This window comes from Polyangium sp. 15x6 (genome assembly GCF_029960785.1).
Taxonomy (GTDB): Bacteria; Myxococcota_A; Polyangia; order Polyangiales; family Polyangiaceae; genus Polyangium.
Genome location: NZ_JASBQE010000027.1, coordinates 78,619 through 94,623, shown reverse-complemented (window position 1 = coordinate 94,623; position 16,005 = coordinate 78,619). Strand labels below are relative to the sequence as shown.

Genomic DNA, 16,005 nt, shown 5'->3' with positions numbered 1-16,005 from the left:
CGCTCCTCGTCGTCAGCGCGTCGTCTTGCCCTCGCCGAGACCGCGGCGATTCGCGGGTGCCGGGCCGGCGAGGGGTGCATCGAAGAAGAGCGCCATCCAGAGGAGCAAATCTTCCTCGGGCGCCGTGGGCATGACCTCCATGGAGACGTGCCAGAGATGCTCCCCGTCCTCGATGAAGCGCTCGTAAAGCTCGGCGCGCTCGCAGCCTTTTTCCACGTACGCCCATTCCACGATGCTCCGGCCCTTCTCGTCTTGGAACTCGGCGACGCGGTCGAACCAGTTCACGAAGCTGTCGTCTTCCGCGTCGTCGGGGATGTCCTCGCCATTCGCGTCGAACGATCTGGCCGCGTGACGAAACAAACTCTGTCCCTCCGGCCGCGGGGCCCGGTGGTCGAACACCTGGACGACCGCCGAGATGTATTCGTGATCGTCGTATTCGAATCTCGCCACGAGGTCGGCAGGCGTCTCGAGTTCGCCGTCCTCGGCTGCGCCTCGCGTTATCGGAACGGCGTGGAATCCCGGCGGCGGCTTCAGCGCTCGGTAGCCTTTGCCCCAGCGGTCCGGCGCGCGCGCGGCCGCCGCGGCTCGCTGCCGCGCGGCGTCGGCGGGCATGGACGGGGCCACGGGGGAACCGGAGCCACGACAACCCGGCGGGCGAACGGCGGCGCGTGGGCGGTCCTGGGGGGCCGAGGGCTCGACCGGGGCCGCGGGCGGCGCGGCGCCGCAGGCGATGAGGAGGAGGGACAGGACGGGGAGCAGGAACGGGCTTCGCACGCCCGTACATCGTCCGGGCCTCCCGGAGTGTGACGGCGTCGTCGTCGTGGCTCGAAAGCCATGGGACGCGTGCTGTCATGACGACGTTACGGGTGCCGTCATAGCGGCGTGACAGTTGTTGCGCGCCCGCGACAGCTCGAGCTAGGCGCCCTCTTGTCTGCCGGTCCAGCGAAGCCCGGAAGCCATTGGCCGGAGCGGTACGGTCCTTGCTGCTCCGGGGCTCATGGAGGTATCACGGACATCCATGGGTCGCCGTGGAGCCGCACCCCGACAGAATCAGGACCTTTCCCATGTGGAAAACAGTTTTTCGAAGATCGACGTTGGCCTTCGTCATCCTCACGACGGTCCATTGCGGCCCGGAAAAGCAGAACCCCTCCGGCGGCACGGGCGGCGGTGAATGCACCAGCAACGACAAGGCCGTTCGGCTGGGCAAGCTCGTCAATCCCGACGATGGCTCGGTCATCGACAAGGCGATCGTCGTGATCCACGAGGATCGGATCAGCTACGTCGGCGCGGATGAAAAGCAGATTCCGTGCGGGGCCAGCGTCATCGATTGGACGGCGTACACCGGGCTCCCCGGGCTCGTCGATGCCCATGTCCACTTCACCTACCAGACGGACAAGGAGCCGGGCACGCTCCCCTGGACCCGCGCGCCCTGGCTGATGAACAACAACCCCTACAAGCTCCTCGACCTTGCCCGAGGCGCCGCTCTGGCGACGCTCAGGACCGGTGTCACCACCGCGATCGACAAGGGCGGCAGCGACTTCATCCTGAACCCCCTGCGCGCCGAGATCAGGTCCGGCAAGACGCCGGGACCGCGGATGTTCAACTCCATCGGCGGGATCTCCAATCACAAGCAGCCGGGTGCGCTCACCGCCGATCAATTGAAGGGCTGGGTGCAGCTCCAGGTGTTGCGCGGCGCCGATCTCGTGAAAGTATGGGCCGACGGGTGCAGCGACCAGAGGCTCGAATGCGCGCCGGTGTTCACGTTCGACGAGCTCCAGCTGCTGGTCGACACGTCCCACCAGGAGGGTTTGCCCATCGCGATTCACGCGTACCACGAGGACACGGCCAGGCTCGCCATCATGGCCGGCCCGGACTCGATCGAGCATCCGGAGGGCTTCGACGCGGTGGACTGTGGCATCATGATCGACAAGGGGACGATCTACGTGCCGACCATCGATCACAACCGGTATTACAAGGACAACCTCGCGTTCTTCGGCTACGCCCCCGATCTGGAAGCGAAGTTCGACGCGTACATTCGCGATAACCTCGAAAGCGCGGCCCAGGCACACCTCATGGGCGTGAAGATCGCGATGGGCTCGGACGCCGTGTTCACCGGATTTGGTCAAAATACGCGGGAGCTCGCCTGGTTCGTGCAGGCCGGGATGACCCCGCTCGAGGCGATCCGCGCCGCCACCATTCATGGAGCCGAGAGCATCGGCGTGCAAAACGAGATCGGAAAGGTCGCGGTGGGCTACTACGCCGACATCATCGCGGTCGAGGGCGACCCTCTGATGGACATCAACGTCGTCATCAACGGAGTCCGCAAGGTGATGATGGGCGGGCGGGTCGCGGAGCTCTGACGTCCTTGACGCCGGCCGAGTTGTTCGATAGGCCGGATCTCCTCATGAAAGCCCAATTCTTCCTGCTCGCTCTCCCGCTCGCGCTGGGCGTCTCGACCCGTGAGGCCGACGCCTCGATGTATCCGCCCAGCTATCCGACGTGTGGCATCGTGGACACCGTTTCCACCGGGCCCTTCGAGATCATCCGGAACAGCGTGGACCTCTATGATGCCCACGCCTTGCTCACGATCGCATACCGCGGATACCTCCGCGACATGTACCCGGACGACGAGATCAACATCTACGTGCAGCTCAACGGCAATGACGCGTTCCTGCCGGCGAGCGCCGGCACGAACGGCGATGCCTACGTGATGCTCGACTCGGGCCCGCGGAGCTGTGTCTGGTGCAGCAATGGCGGCTACGGGGGGTATTCGGTCTGCGACGGGCTCACGTTCCCGCCCTATTCGAGCGGGCAATGGGTCTGCGGCGACATGACGCCCACCGAGGAGCACCTCTTCTACTGGGCATTCAACGAGTACGGCGCGCAGAACGCGTGGGACATCCAGGTCGCGGCCGAATCGCACGGATCCTGGGATAGCAACTGGGGCTGGAACCATTACGCCCGCCTGGAGCCGCGCCTCACCTGTTCCTACTGAGCGCGGCTCCCTTCGTCGGCGCGGCGCCGAGGGCGACGATCAGCAGCAACGCTTGAAGGCCGCCGCACGGGCTCGAGGTTTCGCCTCGATCGCGGGATACTTGGCGATCTGGTCCAGGAAGGCCGCGAGGTCGACCCTCTTGCCATTCGACCAGGTACCGTTCACCGCGACCTCGTTCGCCAGCTTCTCGATGTCGACCACGTAGGGATCATTCGTGAGCTCGACGAAATCCGCGAGCTTGCCGACGGTGATGGAACCGAGATCGTGGTCGCGCCGCAGATGATGCGCGGCGTGCATCGTGTGCGCCATCAGAGCGTCGTGCAGGCTCACCGCCTGCTCGGGCCCGTGCAGCGTGCCCGACGGCGTGCGGCGCGTGACCATGGACTGGATGTTGAGCAGCGGCTTGGGCGGGCTGACGCATCCGTCGTTGTGGAAGGACACCGGCGCGCGGGTCTTCATCGCGTCCCCGGCCCGCACCCATTGCCTGCCGATCTCGGGCGTGAACATCGTGCCGTCGAGCAGGTCGCCCCAGTAGATGAACTGGAACGGCGGAAGCGAGACCATCACGCCGAGGTCGGCGGCGCGAGCGAACTGATCGCCGCGGCAGCCACCGCAATGCTCCACGCGCCAGCGATGGTCGGTGCCGAGCAGACCGTGATTGGCGAGCGCGCGCTGGTAAGCGTCGAGCACCACATCGAGAGCGATGTCGCCATTGCAATGGAAGGCAAACTGCCAGCCGAGCGGCGTGTACTTGTCGAGGATCTGATCGAGCTCGACGCGCGTGTAATTGAGGTTGTCCGTCCCGCCGGGGCCGAGCGGAATGCCTGCGGCCCGCACCTTCTCGTTGTCCAGGTACGGGAACGAGGCGGCGATGTTGCCGACCCACGGCGACCCATCGGCCCAGAGCTTGATACCCTGCTTCCAGAGCCGGCTCTCCAGGTTGGGAACAGGCACCTTCTCGCCGCAGTCCGCCTCGATCGACATGTGGTACAGCCCCAGGCGCAGCGGCGAGTCGGGCACGGACGAGAGCGCGAGGTAGTAGGGGAGCATTTCCGTCTGGTAGGTGTGCTCCGACGTCATCGTGATGCCGTTCTTGGCCATCAACTGGTACCAGAGCGCAGCGGAGTGCAGCGGATCCGGGATCGTCGCGTGGAGCACGTAGCCCACGGCATTCAGGACCGCGGCCGTCTCGTAGGCGCGGCCGTTCGAGGCGCCGACCGTCAAGGTGGGGTCCTTCGCGACGTCGTCTTTCGTATAGCGGCCGTATCTCGCGCCCGGCGGATCCTCGACGGGAATCCCATTGGGGAAGACGGTCGGGTTGCCCTTGATGACCGTGCTGTTGAAGTACACCTCGTGCCCGGAGTTATCGAGGATCACCACAGGGCGGCCGGAGGGGAAGCACGCATCGAGATCCTTGTTGGTGAGCTCCGGCGCGCCCTGGAGCAGCCGATCGAGGCCATTGCAGACCACCGCCTGGCCGTTGGGGAGCTGGCTATCGAGCTTTGCCCAGAACGCCTTGACCTGGTCGAAGGTCGAATACGGGTACGTACCCGTCTTCTCGTCTTTGATGTAGGGCGAGATCCAGTATGCCGGGGGCTGGGTGACCATGCCGCCGTTCAGCGGATGGCTATGCGGGTCGATGAAGCCCGGCATCAGCACCAGCGCGCCCAGGTCCTGCACCTTGGCATCGGGGGCCAATTTCTGCACCTCGTCGAACGAGCCTACGGCGGTGATCACACCGGTCGCCGTGTCGAAGGCGACGGCCTCGGCGCGCGGCTTGGCCGGATCCATCGTGATGATCGTCGAAGCTTTGAGGATGAGATTCGCGGACATCGGACGCCCTTTCCGTTCGGAGTTTCGAGAAGGCTTTTGCAACGCCAATGCCACGCCGAAGCCCCCGGATCCCAGGACGCTCCCACCGGTCGAATGCAGGCATTCTCGGTGGGATGGGCGGAGGGAGCGAGGTGTACCTGTACCTGTACGTGTACGTGCTCCCGCCGCCTCCGAGCCGTCGCTCCTGCTCACCCTCGATAATCGTCGGGATCGATGCCGTACTTCGCCATCCATCGATGGATGTGGATCCGCGATTTCCCCAGGGTGCGCGACACGGCCGTCACGTTGCCCCGGTGCTTTCGCAGCAGGGATATGAGCTGCTCGCGAAGCTCGTCCGTGCTCGATGGTGTCTCTCTCTCGGGCCCGAGCTTCTCCGGCGCCTTCACGACGCCCTCGGGGAGGTGCAATGGCTCCACCACACCACGCTCGGCGAGCCCCACGCCCAGCGTGAGGACCTGCTTCAGCTCCCGGATGTTGAGGTGCCATGCATGCGAGAGCAGCCGTCGCCCGGTCGTGACGCTCAAGCGGGCATCCATCGCGCCCGGGACGCTCATCTGTCGCAAGAGGTCGCTGATCAAGAGCCCAACATCCTCCATTCGTTCGCGGAGCGGCGGCAGCATGTGCTGGTAGCCCGCGATGCGCGCCAGAAGATCACTCCGGAATTCACCTCGCAGGCAAAGCGCGTCGAGGGACTTGTGCGTGGCCGCGATGACGCGCACATCCACGATCGTCGGGCGCGTCCCGCCCACGGGGACGACCTCGCGCTCCTGGAGGACGCGAAGGATGGCGGCTTGCGCGGGCAATGGCAGATCACCAATCTCGTCGAGGAACAACGTCCCCCCGTCCGCGCTGCGGATGAAGCCCGGCTCGTCTCGTTGCGCCCCCGTGAACGCGCCCTTGACGTGACCAAAAAGCTGGCTCTCCACGAGGGACGAGGTCAGGCCACCGCAGTTGACGGCGACCCGAGGTCCTGGGCGGCCCGAGAGCGCATGCATTCCCTTCGCGAGCACCTCCTTGCCGGTGCCCGTCTCGCCGAGAAGCAGGGTCGAAATCGGCAAGCGCGCGATACGAGCGAGCGTGCCGAGGCCTGCGGCGATGGCGGGCACGAGGGTCGTGAACCCGGAGGCCTCCGGAGGACGAAGCGCGCTGTCGAAATCCTCGGCAAAGCCTGGCGGCGCGGGCAAGGCAGCACGATACCGCAGGACGACCGACCCTATCTCGACGAAATCCCCGTCCCGGATGCGCGCCCTGGTGACGCGCTCCCCGTTGACGCAGCAGCCATTTTTCGAATCGAGATCCTCGAGGAGCCATTCGTCATGGCTGCGAACGAGGCGCGCGTGCGCTCTCGACACGGTCGACGACGGCAGGCGCAGCGCGAGCCGCCGCGAGCCGGCCTCGTCCGCGCGTGACGCCTCGCGCGTGGAGCCGCGTCCGATCGTGATCTCATCGATCCCGAGAAGACTGTACCGAGCACCGCCGAGGGTCGGGTTGTCGTTGTGCAGCACGACGAAGAGAAAGGGAAGGGGGCGGGCAGGAGCGAGCCGCTCGTTCTGCGGCACATCCTCGGTCGTGGTGAATGTCTCGTTCATGATGATCACCTCACCGACTTCTCGGCGCGCGCTTCGTCCACGCGGCGCCGGCAGGCCTCCTCGGCTGCCCGCGCGTCGGCATCCGTGATGTCCAAAAGCTCGACGCGGGTCGCGGGGGGAATGCAATGGGACGTCGCCCTCCAGAGCCGCGGATCCTCGGGGCCGGAGAAGGGGCGCACGTCGGGAAAGATGCGGGCGACCGTCTCCTCGGATTGAACGGCGATGTGCTTGCCGTCGGGGCTCCAGAACGGGTCGGTGGTGAGGGTGCGAGCGCCGACGAGGACGAATGGCACGCCGGAGCCGTCGGCATTCCATACGCGCGTCATCGCGTCCAGGGACCCCGTGACGAGGCGCGTGCCATCCGGGCTCCAGGCGACCTCTTTCAGCCGGTTCCCCGGAATGCCGAAGACGACGGGCTCCCGGGCGCCATCGGTCTTCCAGACGTGCACCGCGCCGTCGTCGAATACCATGGCGACACGCCGCCCCTCGGGGCTGAAGGCCGCGTGCGTCAAGGGCCCGGATTCCGGGAACACGAGGCGCGCGGCCCCGTCGAGATCCCATATTCGCACGGCGTGATCGATGTGCACCGTGACGACACGCGAGCCATCCGGGCTCCATGCCGCGGACCGAATGGGGGCGTGGAACTCGCCGAGAGCGACGAGCTCCCCGCCTTCGCCCACGTTCCAGACGTGGCCGATACCGTGGCGACCGTCCGAAACGAGGACCCGTTTGCACGATGAATCGAAGCTCACGAACACGTGGACTTGGTTCGTGTCGAACCTGGTCGTCGTCGCGAGCAGACGCCCGTCGTCGCTCCAGGACCGGAGCATTCCATCGTAGGACGCCGTGGCGATACGGTCGCCCCTCGGGCACCACGCGACGGATCGAACCACGTCCGGATGACCTCGGAGCACGATGGGCGCGCCGGTGCCGTCCGCGTTCCAGATTCGCGCGGTTTTATCGTTCGACGCCGTGGCGATGCGCGCCCCGTCGGGGCTCCATGCGACATGCCAGACAGGACCGCCGTGCTCGCGCAGGACCACCCTTTCCCCCGTCCCATCGACGTTCCATATGCGCGTCGTCCCATCGAGCGAGGTCGTCGCCATTCGTTTGCCATCCGGGCTGAAGACGGAGGACGTGATCGTCTCCGTGTGGCCTCGGAGGACCGCTGGGGCGAGGACCTCGTCGAGGTTCCATACGCGCATGGTATTGTCGAGGGAAGCCGTGACGAGCCTCTGGCCCTCCGGGCTGAATCTCGCCGTGTACACCCAATGACCATGGCCGCGCAGGACGAGCGGGGCTCCGCTCCCGTCCGCATTCCAGATGCGCGCCGTCCTGTCCTTGCTCGCCGAGGCGATACGCTTGCCATCGGGGCTCCAGGCGACGCTCATGACCTTGTCTTCATGGCCGCGCAGAACGAGGCGCTCGGCGCCGCTCGACGCGTCCCACACCCGGACGGTCTTGTCATTGCCCGCCGTCGCGAGGCTCGTCCCATCTGGATGAAATGCCGCCGCGACCACCGTATCCGCATGCCCGCGCAGCTCCAGCGGCGCGCCAATGCCGTCCGCATTCCACACACGCGCGGCGCCGTCCTTCCCCGCTGTGACGATTCGCTGACCATCCGGGCTGAATTCAGCGAAATTGACCATGTCGACGTGGCGAAGAACGACGAGCTCCTTCCCGTCGACCGCGCTGAAGACGCGCGCGGTCTTGTCGTCGGCCGCCGTCACGACGCGTCTACCATCCGGGCTCATCCGGGCCGCGTTCAAGGAAGATTCGTGGCCACGCAGGACCAGCGGCTCCCCTTCGCCGTCCGCGGACCATATCCGTGCGGTCTTGTCGCCGGACGCCGTGACGATACGCTTGCCGTCCGGGCTCCATGCCGCCGTCCATAGATAGGCATCGTGGCCGCGCAGGACGACACGCTCCTCCAGCGCATCGACGCCGAGGATTCGCGCCACGTGGTCATTCATCGCCACGACGATGCGCTCGCCATCCGGGCTCATGGCGGCGTCGTAGACGGGCGCCTGGGGGGCACCGGGCGCGACCCACGACGCGCTCGCCACGCCCTGCGAGAGCGCGGCGCTCACGAGCTCGGCCCACTCCTTCGGGATGTCCTCTTTCTCGACCTCGCGCAGGAGCGCGAGCACGAGCGTCGGATCGTCCTGCCGCTTGCGCGCGGCGAGCATCCGCATCGCATTGCGGCCCCGGAGCGCTTGAAACGCGAGCGCCTCGTTTTGCTCCTTGACCCGCGCGGCCTCCTCGTCCGCGCGCCGCGCCTGGGCGCCCGCGCGCATCGCCAGGAAAAACACCACGACGGCCACGGCGCCGAGGAATACGAACGCCCCCGCGAGGAGCCGCTTCCGCTGACGTCGAGCGCGGTCGGAAAGGGCCAAGACCGCCTCGAGATACCGCTCCTCGGCATTTCCCACGAGGTTTTCGCGCGCCTCCGCGCGGTCCCCTCGATGCCGTTCATAAAAGACGCGCGCCTCCTCGGCGGCGCGGTCGCGCCAGAGCAGGCCCGAGGGCTCTCCGCTCGCCCGCCATTGGGATGCCGCGGCGCGCAGTCGAGCCAGAAAGAGAGCGTCCTCCGCGTTTTCGCCGAGCCATCGCGCGAGCGTCGGCCAGCGCTCGATGAGCGACTCGTGCACGAGCTCGACCTTCGCGGAGCCCGGCTCCCCGTCCGTATCGAGGAGCAAAAGCCGCGTGTCGCAGAGCTCTCGCACCACGGCCTCCACCGCCGCCGCGTCCTCGGCGAGCTCGGCGAGCTCGCGCAGGCCCACGATGGCGCGCGTGCGCTCCGGCGTCACGAGCCGCAAGAAAATCGCCCGACACAAGCTTTGATCGGACGCCGACAGCCTCGCGACCACGGCGTCCGCGTGCGTCGCGAGCGCGCCGGCCACACCGCCGAGCCTCTCGTGACTTTGCCGCGTGAGCAGCTTTTGCTCCTTGTCACGCGCCTCCCAGAGCTCGGTGGCCGAGAATTGCAAGAGCGGCAGCGGGCTCCGGGCGCGCTCGAGCTCATCCAGGATCTCCTCGACCATCGCCTCGCTCTCGAATCGATGACCCGAAGCCTCCACCGGCCGCGTCAAGGCCTCGCGTAGCTCCTCGCGTCCCACGGGCGGCAAGAAGAAGAGGCCGGCCCGCACCTGCGACACGAAAGGGCGATCCTCGACGACACGATCCAGGAAGTCGGAGCGGATCGCGAGAATGACCCGCAAGGGCGACGACGCGTCGTCCGCCGCGCCGAGCAGGGAGGCGAGGAACGCGGCGCGCTCGTCCTCGTCCGGGACCAGTGTATAAAGCTCCTCGAATTGATCGACGAAGACGAGCATGCGGTGCGCCGGGCCCTGCCTGCGGCAGTGGGCGCGCAGGTGCCTGCCGAGCAGGCCCGGTTGCGCCTCGAAATCGCCGTCCACGGCCGCGGGCGCGAGCGCCATGGCGAGCGCCTCGCGGAGCGCTGCGAGCGGCGCGCGGCCCGGGCGCACGACGAGGACGTCCCATTCCTCGCCCGACCGCTTCAAGGCCGGAATCACGCCCGCGCGAATGAAAGACGATTTGCCCGCGCCCGAGGGCGCCGCGACCGCGACGAGCGCCTGCCGCGCGAGGCTGCCGAGGAGCGCGGCCACGTCGGGCGCGCGGCCGAAGAAGCGATCGGCGTCTGCCTCCTGAAGCGCGGCGAGCCCGGCGAATGGGCGCTCGCCTCCGGTCATCGCGACGGCTCCGTGGCCCGCGAAGCATGCTTCGAGCGCGGCGAGCAGCTCGTCCGCCGATCCGAAACGTTCTTCCTTGTTCTTGCGCAGGCAGCGGTCGATGACCTCCGAGATCCCGGCGAGCTCCGGCCGGACGTCGGAGAGGCGCGGCATCGGCGTATCCGGATCGGAAAGGGTCTCGAGCCGGTCTTTCGTGAGCGGCGCGAGGGGATGGGCGCCGGCGAGGAGCTCGTAGAAAAGGAGACCCGCGGCCCAGAGATCACAACGCTCGTCGACCGTGCCGCCGCTCCATTGCTCGGGCGACATGTAGGCCCGGGTCCCTGCGCGCCGCTTCGGCTCCTCGGAATCGACGAGCTTCGCGAGGCCGAAATCGAGGACCTTCACCTGCCCGGAGTCGAGCAGCATGATGTTCTCCGGCTTCAGGTCCCGGTGCACGACGCCGCTCTTGTGGGCCGCGGCGAGCGCCCGGACGACGGACGCCATGATATCGAACACGAAGCCCCGCGGCAGCGCGCGCCCGTCGCCGCTCCGGCCCGTGGAAATGACGTGGCGCAGCGTGCGTCCTTCGACGTATTCGAGGACCATGTAGGGGCGCCCGTCGAGCTCACCGACCTCGTAGATGACGACGATGTTGTCGTGCCTCGCGCGGGCGGTCGCCTGGGCTTCCGCGCGCAGGCGGGGCGCGGCCTGTCCGCCGCCGTGGAGGAGCTTGATGGCGACGAGGCGCCCGAGCTTCGTGTCCCGCGCGAGCAAGACGACCCCCATGCCGCCCTCGCCGAGCTCCCGGATGATTTCGTAATGCTTGATGTACCCGTCGCGCGGAATGGGGTCGAGCGCGGGCGGAGCGGCTTCGGGCGGCGTGCGGCCCTCGGCCGAGGAGCATGACGTCGAGGCGGACGGCGAATCTGCGGAGTCCGACTGGGTGAGCGAGCGGGTGGTGCACCCCATCGACACGCGCCCTCGATCCGTGGGCAACGGGCGCGCTTGCAGGGGGTCGTCGACGTCGATCCTCATGACGCGGCGCGGAGCGTATCACGCACCAGCGAGGACGGGAGGAGACGCACCGTACGTGTAATGGACGTGTAATGACAACAGCAGCGTACGGCGGCGTACAGCTCGAAGGCCTCGCCCTTCGACATCGAAGCCGGCGAGCGCGTGAACGCAGTCGGCGGAGTGCGTGAAGGGAGTCGGCGAGCGCGTGAAGGGAGTCGGCGAGCGCGTGAAGGGAGGCGGCGAGCGCGTGAAGGGAGTCGGCGAGCGCGTGAAGGGAGGCGGCGAGCGCGTGAAGGGAGGCGGCGAGCGCGTGAACGCAGTCGGCGAGCGTGTGAACGGAGGCGGCGAGCGCGTGAAGGGAGTCGGCGAGTGTGTGAAGGGAGTCGGCGAGTGTGTGAACGCAGTCGGCGGAGTGTGTGAACGCAGTCGGCGGAGTGCGTGAACGCAGTCGGCGGAGTGCGTGAAGGGAGTCGGCGAGCGCGTGAAGGGAGTCGGCGAGCGCGTGAAGGGAGTCGGCGAGCGCGTGAAGGGAGTCGGTGAGCGCGTGAAGGGAGTCGGCGAGCGCGTGAAGGGAGTCGGCGAGTGTGTGAAGGGAGTCGGCGAGCGCGTGAAGGGAGTCGGCGAGTGCGTGATCGAAGTCCCCGAACCTCGTTCACGGTCCGCTCGGCACCGGCGCCGAGGAGCCCCCGAACGGGGCGTGAGGGAAACTCAGAGCGCCGCGAGCACCTGGTCGACGTGCCCGTCGACCTTCACGTTCGCGAACCGCTTCACGATCCGGCCCTGCTCGTCGATGAGCACCGTCGTGCGCAGCGCGCCCTCGAACGTCCTGCCGTAATTCGTCTTCGTCCCCCACGCCCCATACGCGCGATGCACGGCGCCGTCCGTGTCGGCGAGCAGCGGGAAGGCGAGGTTGTATTTCGCCTTGAACTTCACGTGCGAGTTGACGCCGTCGCGGCTCACGCCGAGCACGACGGCGCCCTTCTTCTTCAGCTTCGCGAGGTTGTCCTGGAACGCGCACGCCTCGCGCGTGCAACCGGGCGTGTCGTCCTTCGGGTAGAAATAAAGGACCACGCGCTTCCCGGCGAAATCGGCGAGCGACACCGTCGTCCCCGCGTCCGAGAGCAGCGAGAAGGTGGGGGCCGCCTCGCCGCTGCCCGTCGCCGCCGGCGCGACCGGGGCGGGGGCCGCCGCGGCCTTTTTCGTCGGCGCGGCGGCCTTCTTCGCAGGAGCCGCCTTCTTGGTCGCGGCCGCTTTTTTCTTCGCCGGAGCCTCGGCCGCGGCCTTCGTCGCGGCCTTCTTCGCGGGGCTCTTCTTCGTGGTGGGGGTCTTCGTCGCGGTTGCTTTCGTCCTGTATGACGTCGCCATGCCCGGTCCTCCTCTGCGCGCGGACGAACCGTAGCGCAGAAGGAAGGCCGGGCGCAATGGGGCTGCTATTCGGGATCGCAGGCGCCTTCGCAGGTGTTCTGGATCTGCCCGTCCGGCTGGAAGAACAGATCGAGCTGGTCCTTGACCTTCTCGTTGCGCCGCACGCCCTCGTGCACGTCGTTCTTCTCGGCCTCCGAGGGCAATTTGCATTCGATCCCGGGCTCGGTCGCGAGCTTGAAGTCGATCACGACGAGCGCGTCGTCCGCGGGCGCCTTCACGCTCTCGAGGCCCCAGATCGGCCGCGGCGAGGGGTCGAGCAGGGGAATGCCCGTCGCGCGCGCGACGAGGTGGCTCGCGAGGTTGTTCACCGAGTGATCCCCGATCCCGATCTGCATGAGCACGTGCCGGTTCGCCGGGCTCTTCGGATACGTGTCCTTCAAGAGATGCGGCGCGTAGGTCATAGGGTCGACGCGGTCCCAGGTGCCCTGGCTCATGGACATCAGCTTCGTGAGGGTGAGCGGGTTCTGGATCTGGTTGTAGAGCAGGCCGTAGAGCTGCTGATAACTCGCCGAGCGCGACATCATGAGCGAGTACGGGCCGCCGCCGACGCCGAGCGCGGCGCGATCGAGGATCGGGTTCAGGGCCATCATGGTGACGCCGAAGATCGAGCCCTGGCTGATCCCGTAATAGTAGAGCTTGTTCGTGTCGTAGAGGGGCTTGTCGAATTGCTGGAGCTCGGGCAGCGCGGCGATCGGGCCCTTCAATGCGTAGCTCAGGGCGATGTAGTTGATGATGCCCTGGTGGATGCGATCGACGAAGCTGAACACGACGCCGGGCTCCTCGATGGCCTTCTGCAGCACGATCTGGATGTCCGGCTCGGCCATGCCCCAGAGATCGACCGCGGCCGCGATGTACTTGCGCTCGTTCTCGTAGCCGCGCATGAAGCCGTAATTGATCTCCTCGGCGAGCCCGAAGAAGCCGTGCCCGTACTGGAGGATGCGCGCCGGCTCGAAGGACGCGTCCGCGGGCTTCAGGCTGTGCGGGACCTGGAGAATGAAGGGGACGTCCGCCTCGCCGTTCTGCGCGGGCTTTCCGCTCGCGTCGCGGTGGATCACCGCGCCCGGATCGGCGCTCTCCATGTAGAGCGGCACCTTGATCGTGCCCTCGATCCGCATCCAGATGTTCTCGTTCTCGCCGGCGTCCTCGTTGCTGCCCTGCGTGTATTCCTTGACGACGACATTGCCCACGACCGGCGGGTTCGCTTCGAGCTTGGCAATGAGGTCATCGCGCATCGCGAGAAGATCACGCGTGTTCATCTCCTCGCTGCCCGTCGTGAAATCCCAGGCGAGCTGGAGCTTCGTCCGATCGACGCCATGGGCCACGAGCGCGGGGAAGACGTCCTTTTCGTAGCGGCTCGTGATGGGATCGAGCACGGGATCGGAGGTCGTCTCTTTGTCCCGGATTCGCCTGAATCCCTCGGGCGGCGCGAGGGGCGGGCCCGCGGCCGGCATTCCGTCGACCTCGGTGTATTGCGCGAGCCCCTGGAGCGCGACGATGTACCGCTTGCCGTTTTCCAGCCGCGCGAAGGGGCGGAGGATGAAGGCCCGCTCCGACGGTTCGTCGGTGTTCATGTCGACCTCGGCCCAGACCGGCACGGGTTTGCCCGTCGCCGCGTCGAGCAGGATCACCTTGCTCTCGGGCGAGAGGCTCTTCTCGGGCTCGTCCGTGTGGAAGACGACGCCCTCGGTGCTCACGCCCTCCTTGAAATGCACGAGGATCGGCTGGTGCGTCGAGAACCCGTCGATCGGGTGCGACGCCGTGAAATCGAAGGACCTCTCGGTCCTGTCCTTCATCTGCGCGGGCTCGGGGATCACGACCCGCTTGCCGCTCGGCATGGCGGCGTCGTCCTTCAAGTAGAAATCGGACGGGTAGGGCAGGAGGCAGTCGTTCTCGAATGCGATGGGGTTACACCCCTCGGGGACGGCGAGCGGCGGCGGCCCCGCGGGCGTCTCCGTGCCGTCCGAGCATCCGAGCGCGGCGAGACCAGCGAATGAAATGAGGCAAGCGGCGAGAGTCCGAGACGGTAGCATGGCAAGCTCCTTCGCCCGCCACCGTATCACGGCGGACGGAGGAGCGGAGCGTCAGCTTTTGCGGACGCGATGGCACTTCTCGTAGAGGCCCGGGAAGACGCCACGCGGGTCGAGCCTACGCTTCGCGGCCTCGTAACGCTCGCGGTCGTAGATCTCCCAGAATCGCTCCTCGGTGTAATGGTTGCGCGAGATCAAAGTCTTCACGCCGCCGAGCTCGTACGTCTTCCGCTCGAGGACCTCGGACCAGTCGATGAGCGGGTCGTTATTGGGCTTGCCGTAGACCGCGCAGTCGATCCAGAGCTCGTCCTCGTGCTTCGCGTGAGATTCGCGGATCCAGGGGTAGGGGCGCGGCATGCGGTAGGGGACGACCCAGAGCGGCCAGAAATCGAAATCACGCGCGTACCACGGGTAGAACGCGGAGAAGTTCCGCTGCGGGACGAAGATGTCGCAGACGACGTCGGGGCGCGACTTCAGGCCGAGCACGCGATCGAGCCGCCTGGACCAGCGAATGAGGTTGCGCGAGCCGAGGACGTGGCGGCCGACGAGCCAGCGGACGGGCTTCGTCTCGAGCCCCGGGACGGTGCGGCTGAGCCAGTGGCATTCGGCGTCGTAGCGGAAGAAATAATCGGGCGTCGTGAGGAAGTCCTCCGTCCGCCCGAGGGTGCTCTTGTAATAGACGTCGAGCCAGCGATAGTTCGAGGTGAACGGCGCCGCGTCCACGAACGTGCCGAGGCAGAGCACGAACATACGCGGTCCGTGGACGATGCCGTCGACGAACTCGAAATCGCCCACGCGGCAGCGCTCGACCATGGCGGCATTGAAGGCGTCGAAGCTGTCGTAGTGGCGGTATTCCATCCGGACGAACCGCTTCGCCGGCACGAGCTGGAACGTGATGCGCGAGAGGACGCCGAGCGTGCCGTACGAGCCATGGATCATGTCGAAGAGCAGGGGCTCTTTCTCGGCCGAGCAAGTGACGATCTCGCCGTCGCCGGAGATGACCTCGTACTCGAGGCAGCTATCGTGGAAGCCGCCGTAGCGGTACGAGCTCGATTCGATCGAGCAGCCCGCGACGGCGCCGCCGAGCGTGATGTCCTCGAGCTCGGGGACGACCGCAGGCACGAGGTGATGTTCGAGCGTGCGCGGGACGAGCTCGGCAAACGTGACGCCAGGCTCGGCGACGCAGACGCGGCGCTCGGGATCGATGCTGAGGACGCGTCGGAGCCGCGAGGCGTCGATGCGCGCGGCGCGCTCCCGAGGATCGCCCGGGACGGGGACGAAATGGGAGACGCCGCCCTTGTCGATACGGACAGGCCCGCCCCGGCCGGCCTGAACACGAATGGTGGTGGCGACGCGCGTGACCTCGCGCTCGTGAGAAGAGAGATCCATTGGTTGCCCCCCGTACCCGAGAGGCGTGGCATCCAAGCAAA

General features: G+C 67.1%; 10 protein-coding genes. 3 read left to right on the top strand and 7 right to left on the bottom strand.

All coding sequences use genetic code 11. The features are described 5' to 3' along the window. Positions 1–12: 12 nt before the first annotated feature. Positions 13–774: a hypothetical protein gene (locus tag QHF83_RS21310; protein WP_282419724.1), complete on the bottom strand. Its 762-nt coding sequence runs from the start codon at positions 772–774 to the stop codon at positions 13–15. Positions 775–1,094: 320 nt separating this feature from the next. Here QHF83_RS21310 and QHF83_RS21305 point away from each other — a divergent pair, with 320 nt between their 5' ends. Together QHF83_RS21305 and QHF83_RS21300 are read left to right on the top strand one after the other, a co-directional pair. Beyond that, on the top strand, positions 1,095–2,360 hold the full coding sequence (locus QHF83_RS21305; protein WP_282419723.1) for an amidohydrolase family protein: 1,266 nt from the start codon (positions 1,095–1,097) through the stop codon (positions 2,358–2,360). A 44-nt stretch (positions 2,361–2,404) separates the two neighbouring features. After that, positions 2,405–2,995 carry a hypothetical protein gene (locus QHF83_RS21300; RefSeq protein WP_282419722.1) on the top strand — a complete coding sequence of 197 codons (591 nt, stop codon included), beginning with the start codon at positions 2,405–2,407 and terminating at the stop codon, positions 2,993–2,995. Between the two features lie 39 nt (positions 2,996–3,034). Here the strand turns inward: QHF83_RS21300 and QHF83_RS21295 are convergent, their stop codons facing one another. From QHF83_RS21295 to QHF83_RS21285, 3 genes are all read right to left on the bottom strand, one after another. Next, entirely contained in the window at positions 3,035–4,828 is a 1,794-nt protein-coding gene (locus QHF83_RS21295; protein WP_282419721.1) for an amidohydrolase family protein, read from the bottom strand. Between the two features lie 188 nt (positions 4,829–5,016). Further along, positions 5,017–6,417 (bottom strand): sigma 54-interacting transcriptional regulator, encoded by a 1,401-nt coding sequence (locus QHF83_RS21290; protein WP_282419720.1) that lies wholly within the window; start codon positions 6,415–6,417, stop codon positions 5,017–5,019. A gap of 5 nt (positions 6,418–6,422) precedes the next feature. Beyond that, on the bottom strand, positions 6,423–11,144 hold the full coding sequence (locus tag QHF83_RS21285) for a protein kinase (protein WP_282419719.1): 4,722 nt from the start codon (positions 11,142–11,144) through the stop codon (positions 6,423–6,425). A 163-nt stretch (positions 11,145–11,307) separates the two neighbouring features. Here QHF83_RS21285 and QHF83_RS21280 point away from each other — a divergent pair, with 163 nt between their 5' ends. Continuing rightward, a complete protein-coding gene (locus tag QHF83_RS21280) occupies positions 11,308–11,565 on the top strand; it encodes a hypothetical protein (protein ID WP_282419718.1) in 258 nt (85 codons plus the stop codon). Positions 11,566–11,831: 266 nt separating this feature from the next. Here the strand turns inward: QHF83_RS21280 and bcp are convergent, their stop codons facing one another. The 3 genes from bcp to QHF83_RS21265 all read right to left on the bottom strand — a co-directional run bounded on the left by bcp (position 11,832) and on the right by QHF83_RS21265 (position 15,964). Continuing rightward, a complete protein-coding gene (gene bcp / locus QHF83_RS21275) occupies positions 11,832–12,488 on the bottom strand; it encodes a thioredoxin-dependent thiol peroxidase (protein ID WP_282419717.1) in 657 nt (218 codons plus the stop codon). Between the two features lie 65 nt (positions 12,489–12,553). After that, positions 12,554–14,578: a hypothetical protein gene (locus QHF83_RS21270; RefSeq protein ID WP_282419716.1), complete on the bottom strand. Its 2,025-nt coding sequence runs from the start codon at positions 14,576–14,578 to the stop codon at positions 12,554–12,556. 51 nt (positions 14,579–14,629) lie between these two features. After that, positions 14,630–15,964: an FAD-binding oxidoreductase gene (locus QHF83_RS21265; RefSeq protein WP_282419715.1), complete on the bottom strand. Its 1,335-nt coding sequence runs from the start codon at positions 15,962–15,964 to the stop codon at positions 14,630–14,632. Positions 15,965–16,005 lie beyond the last annotated feature (41 nt).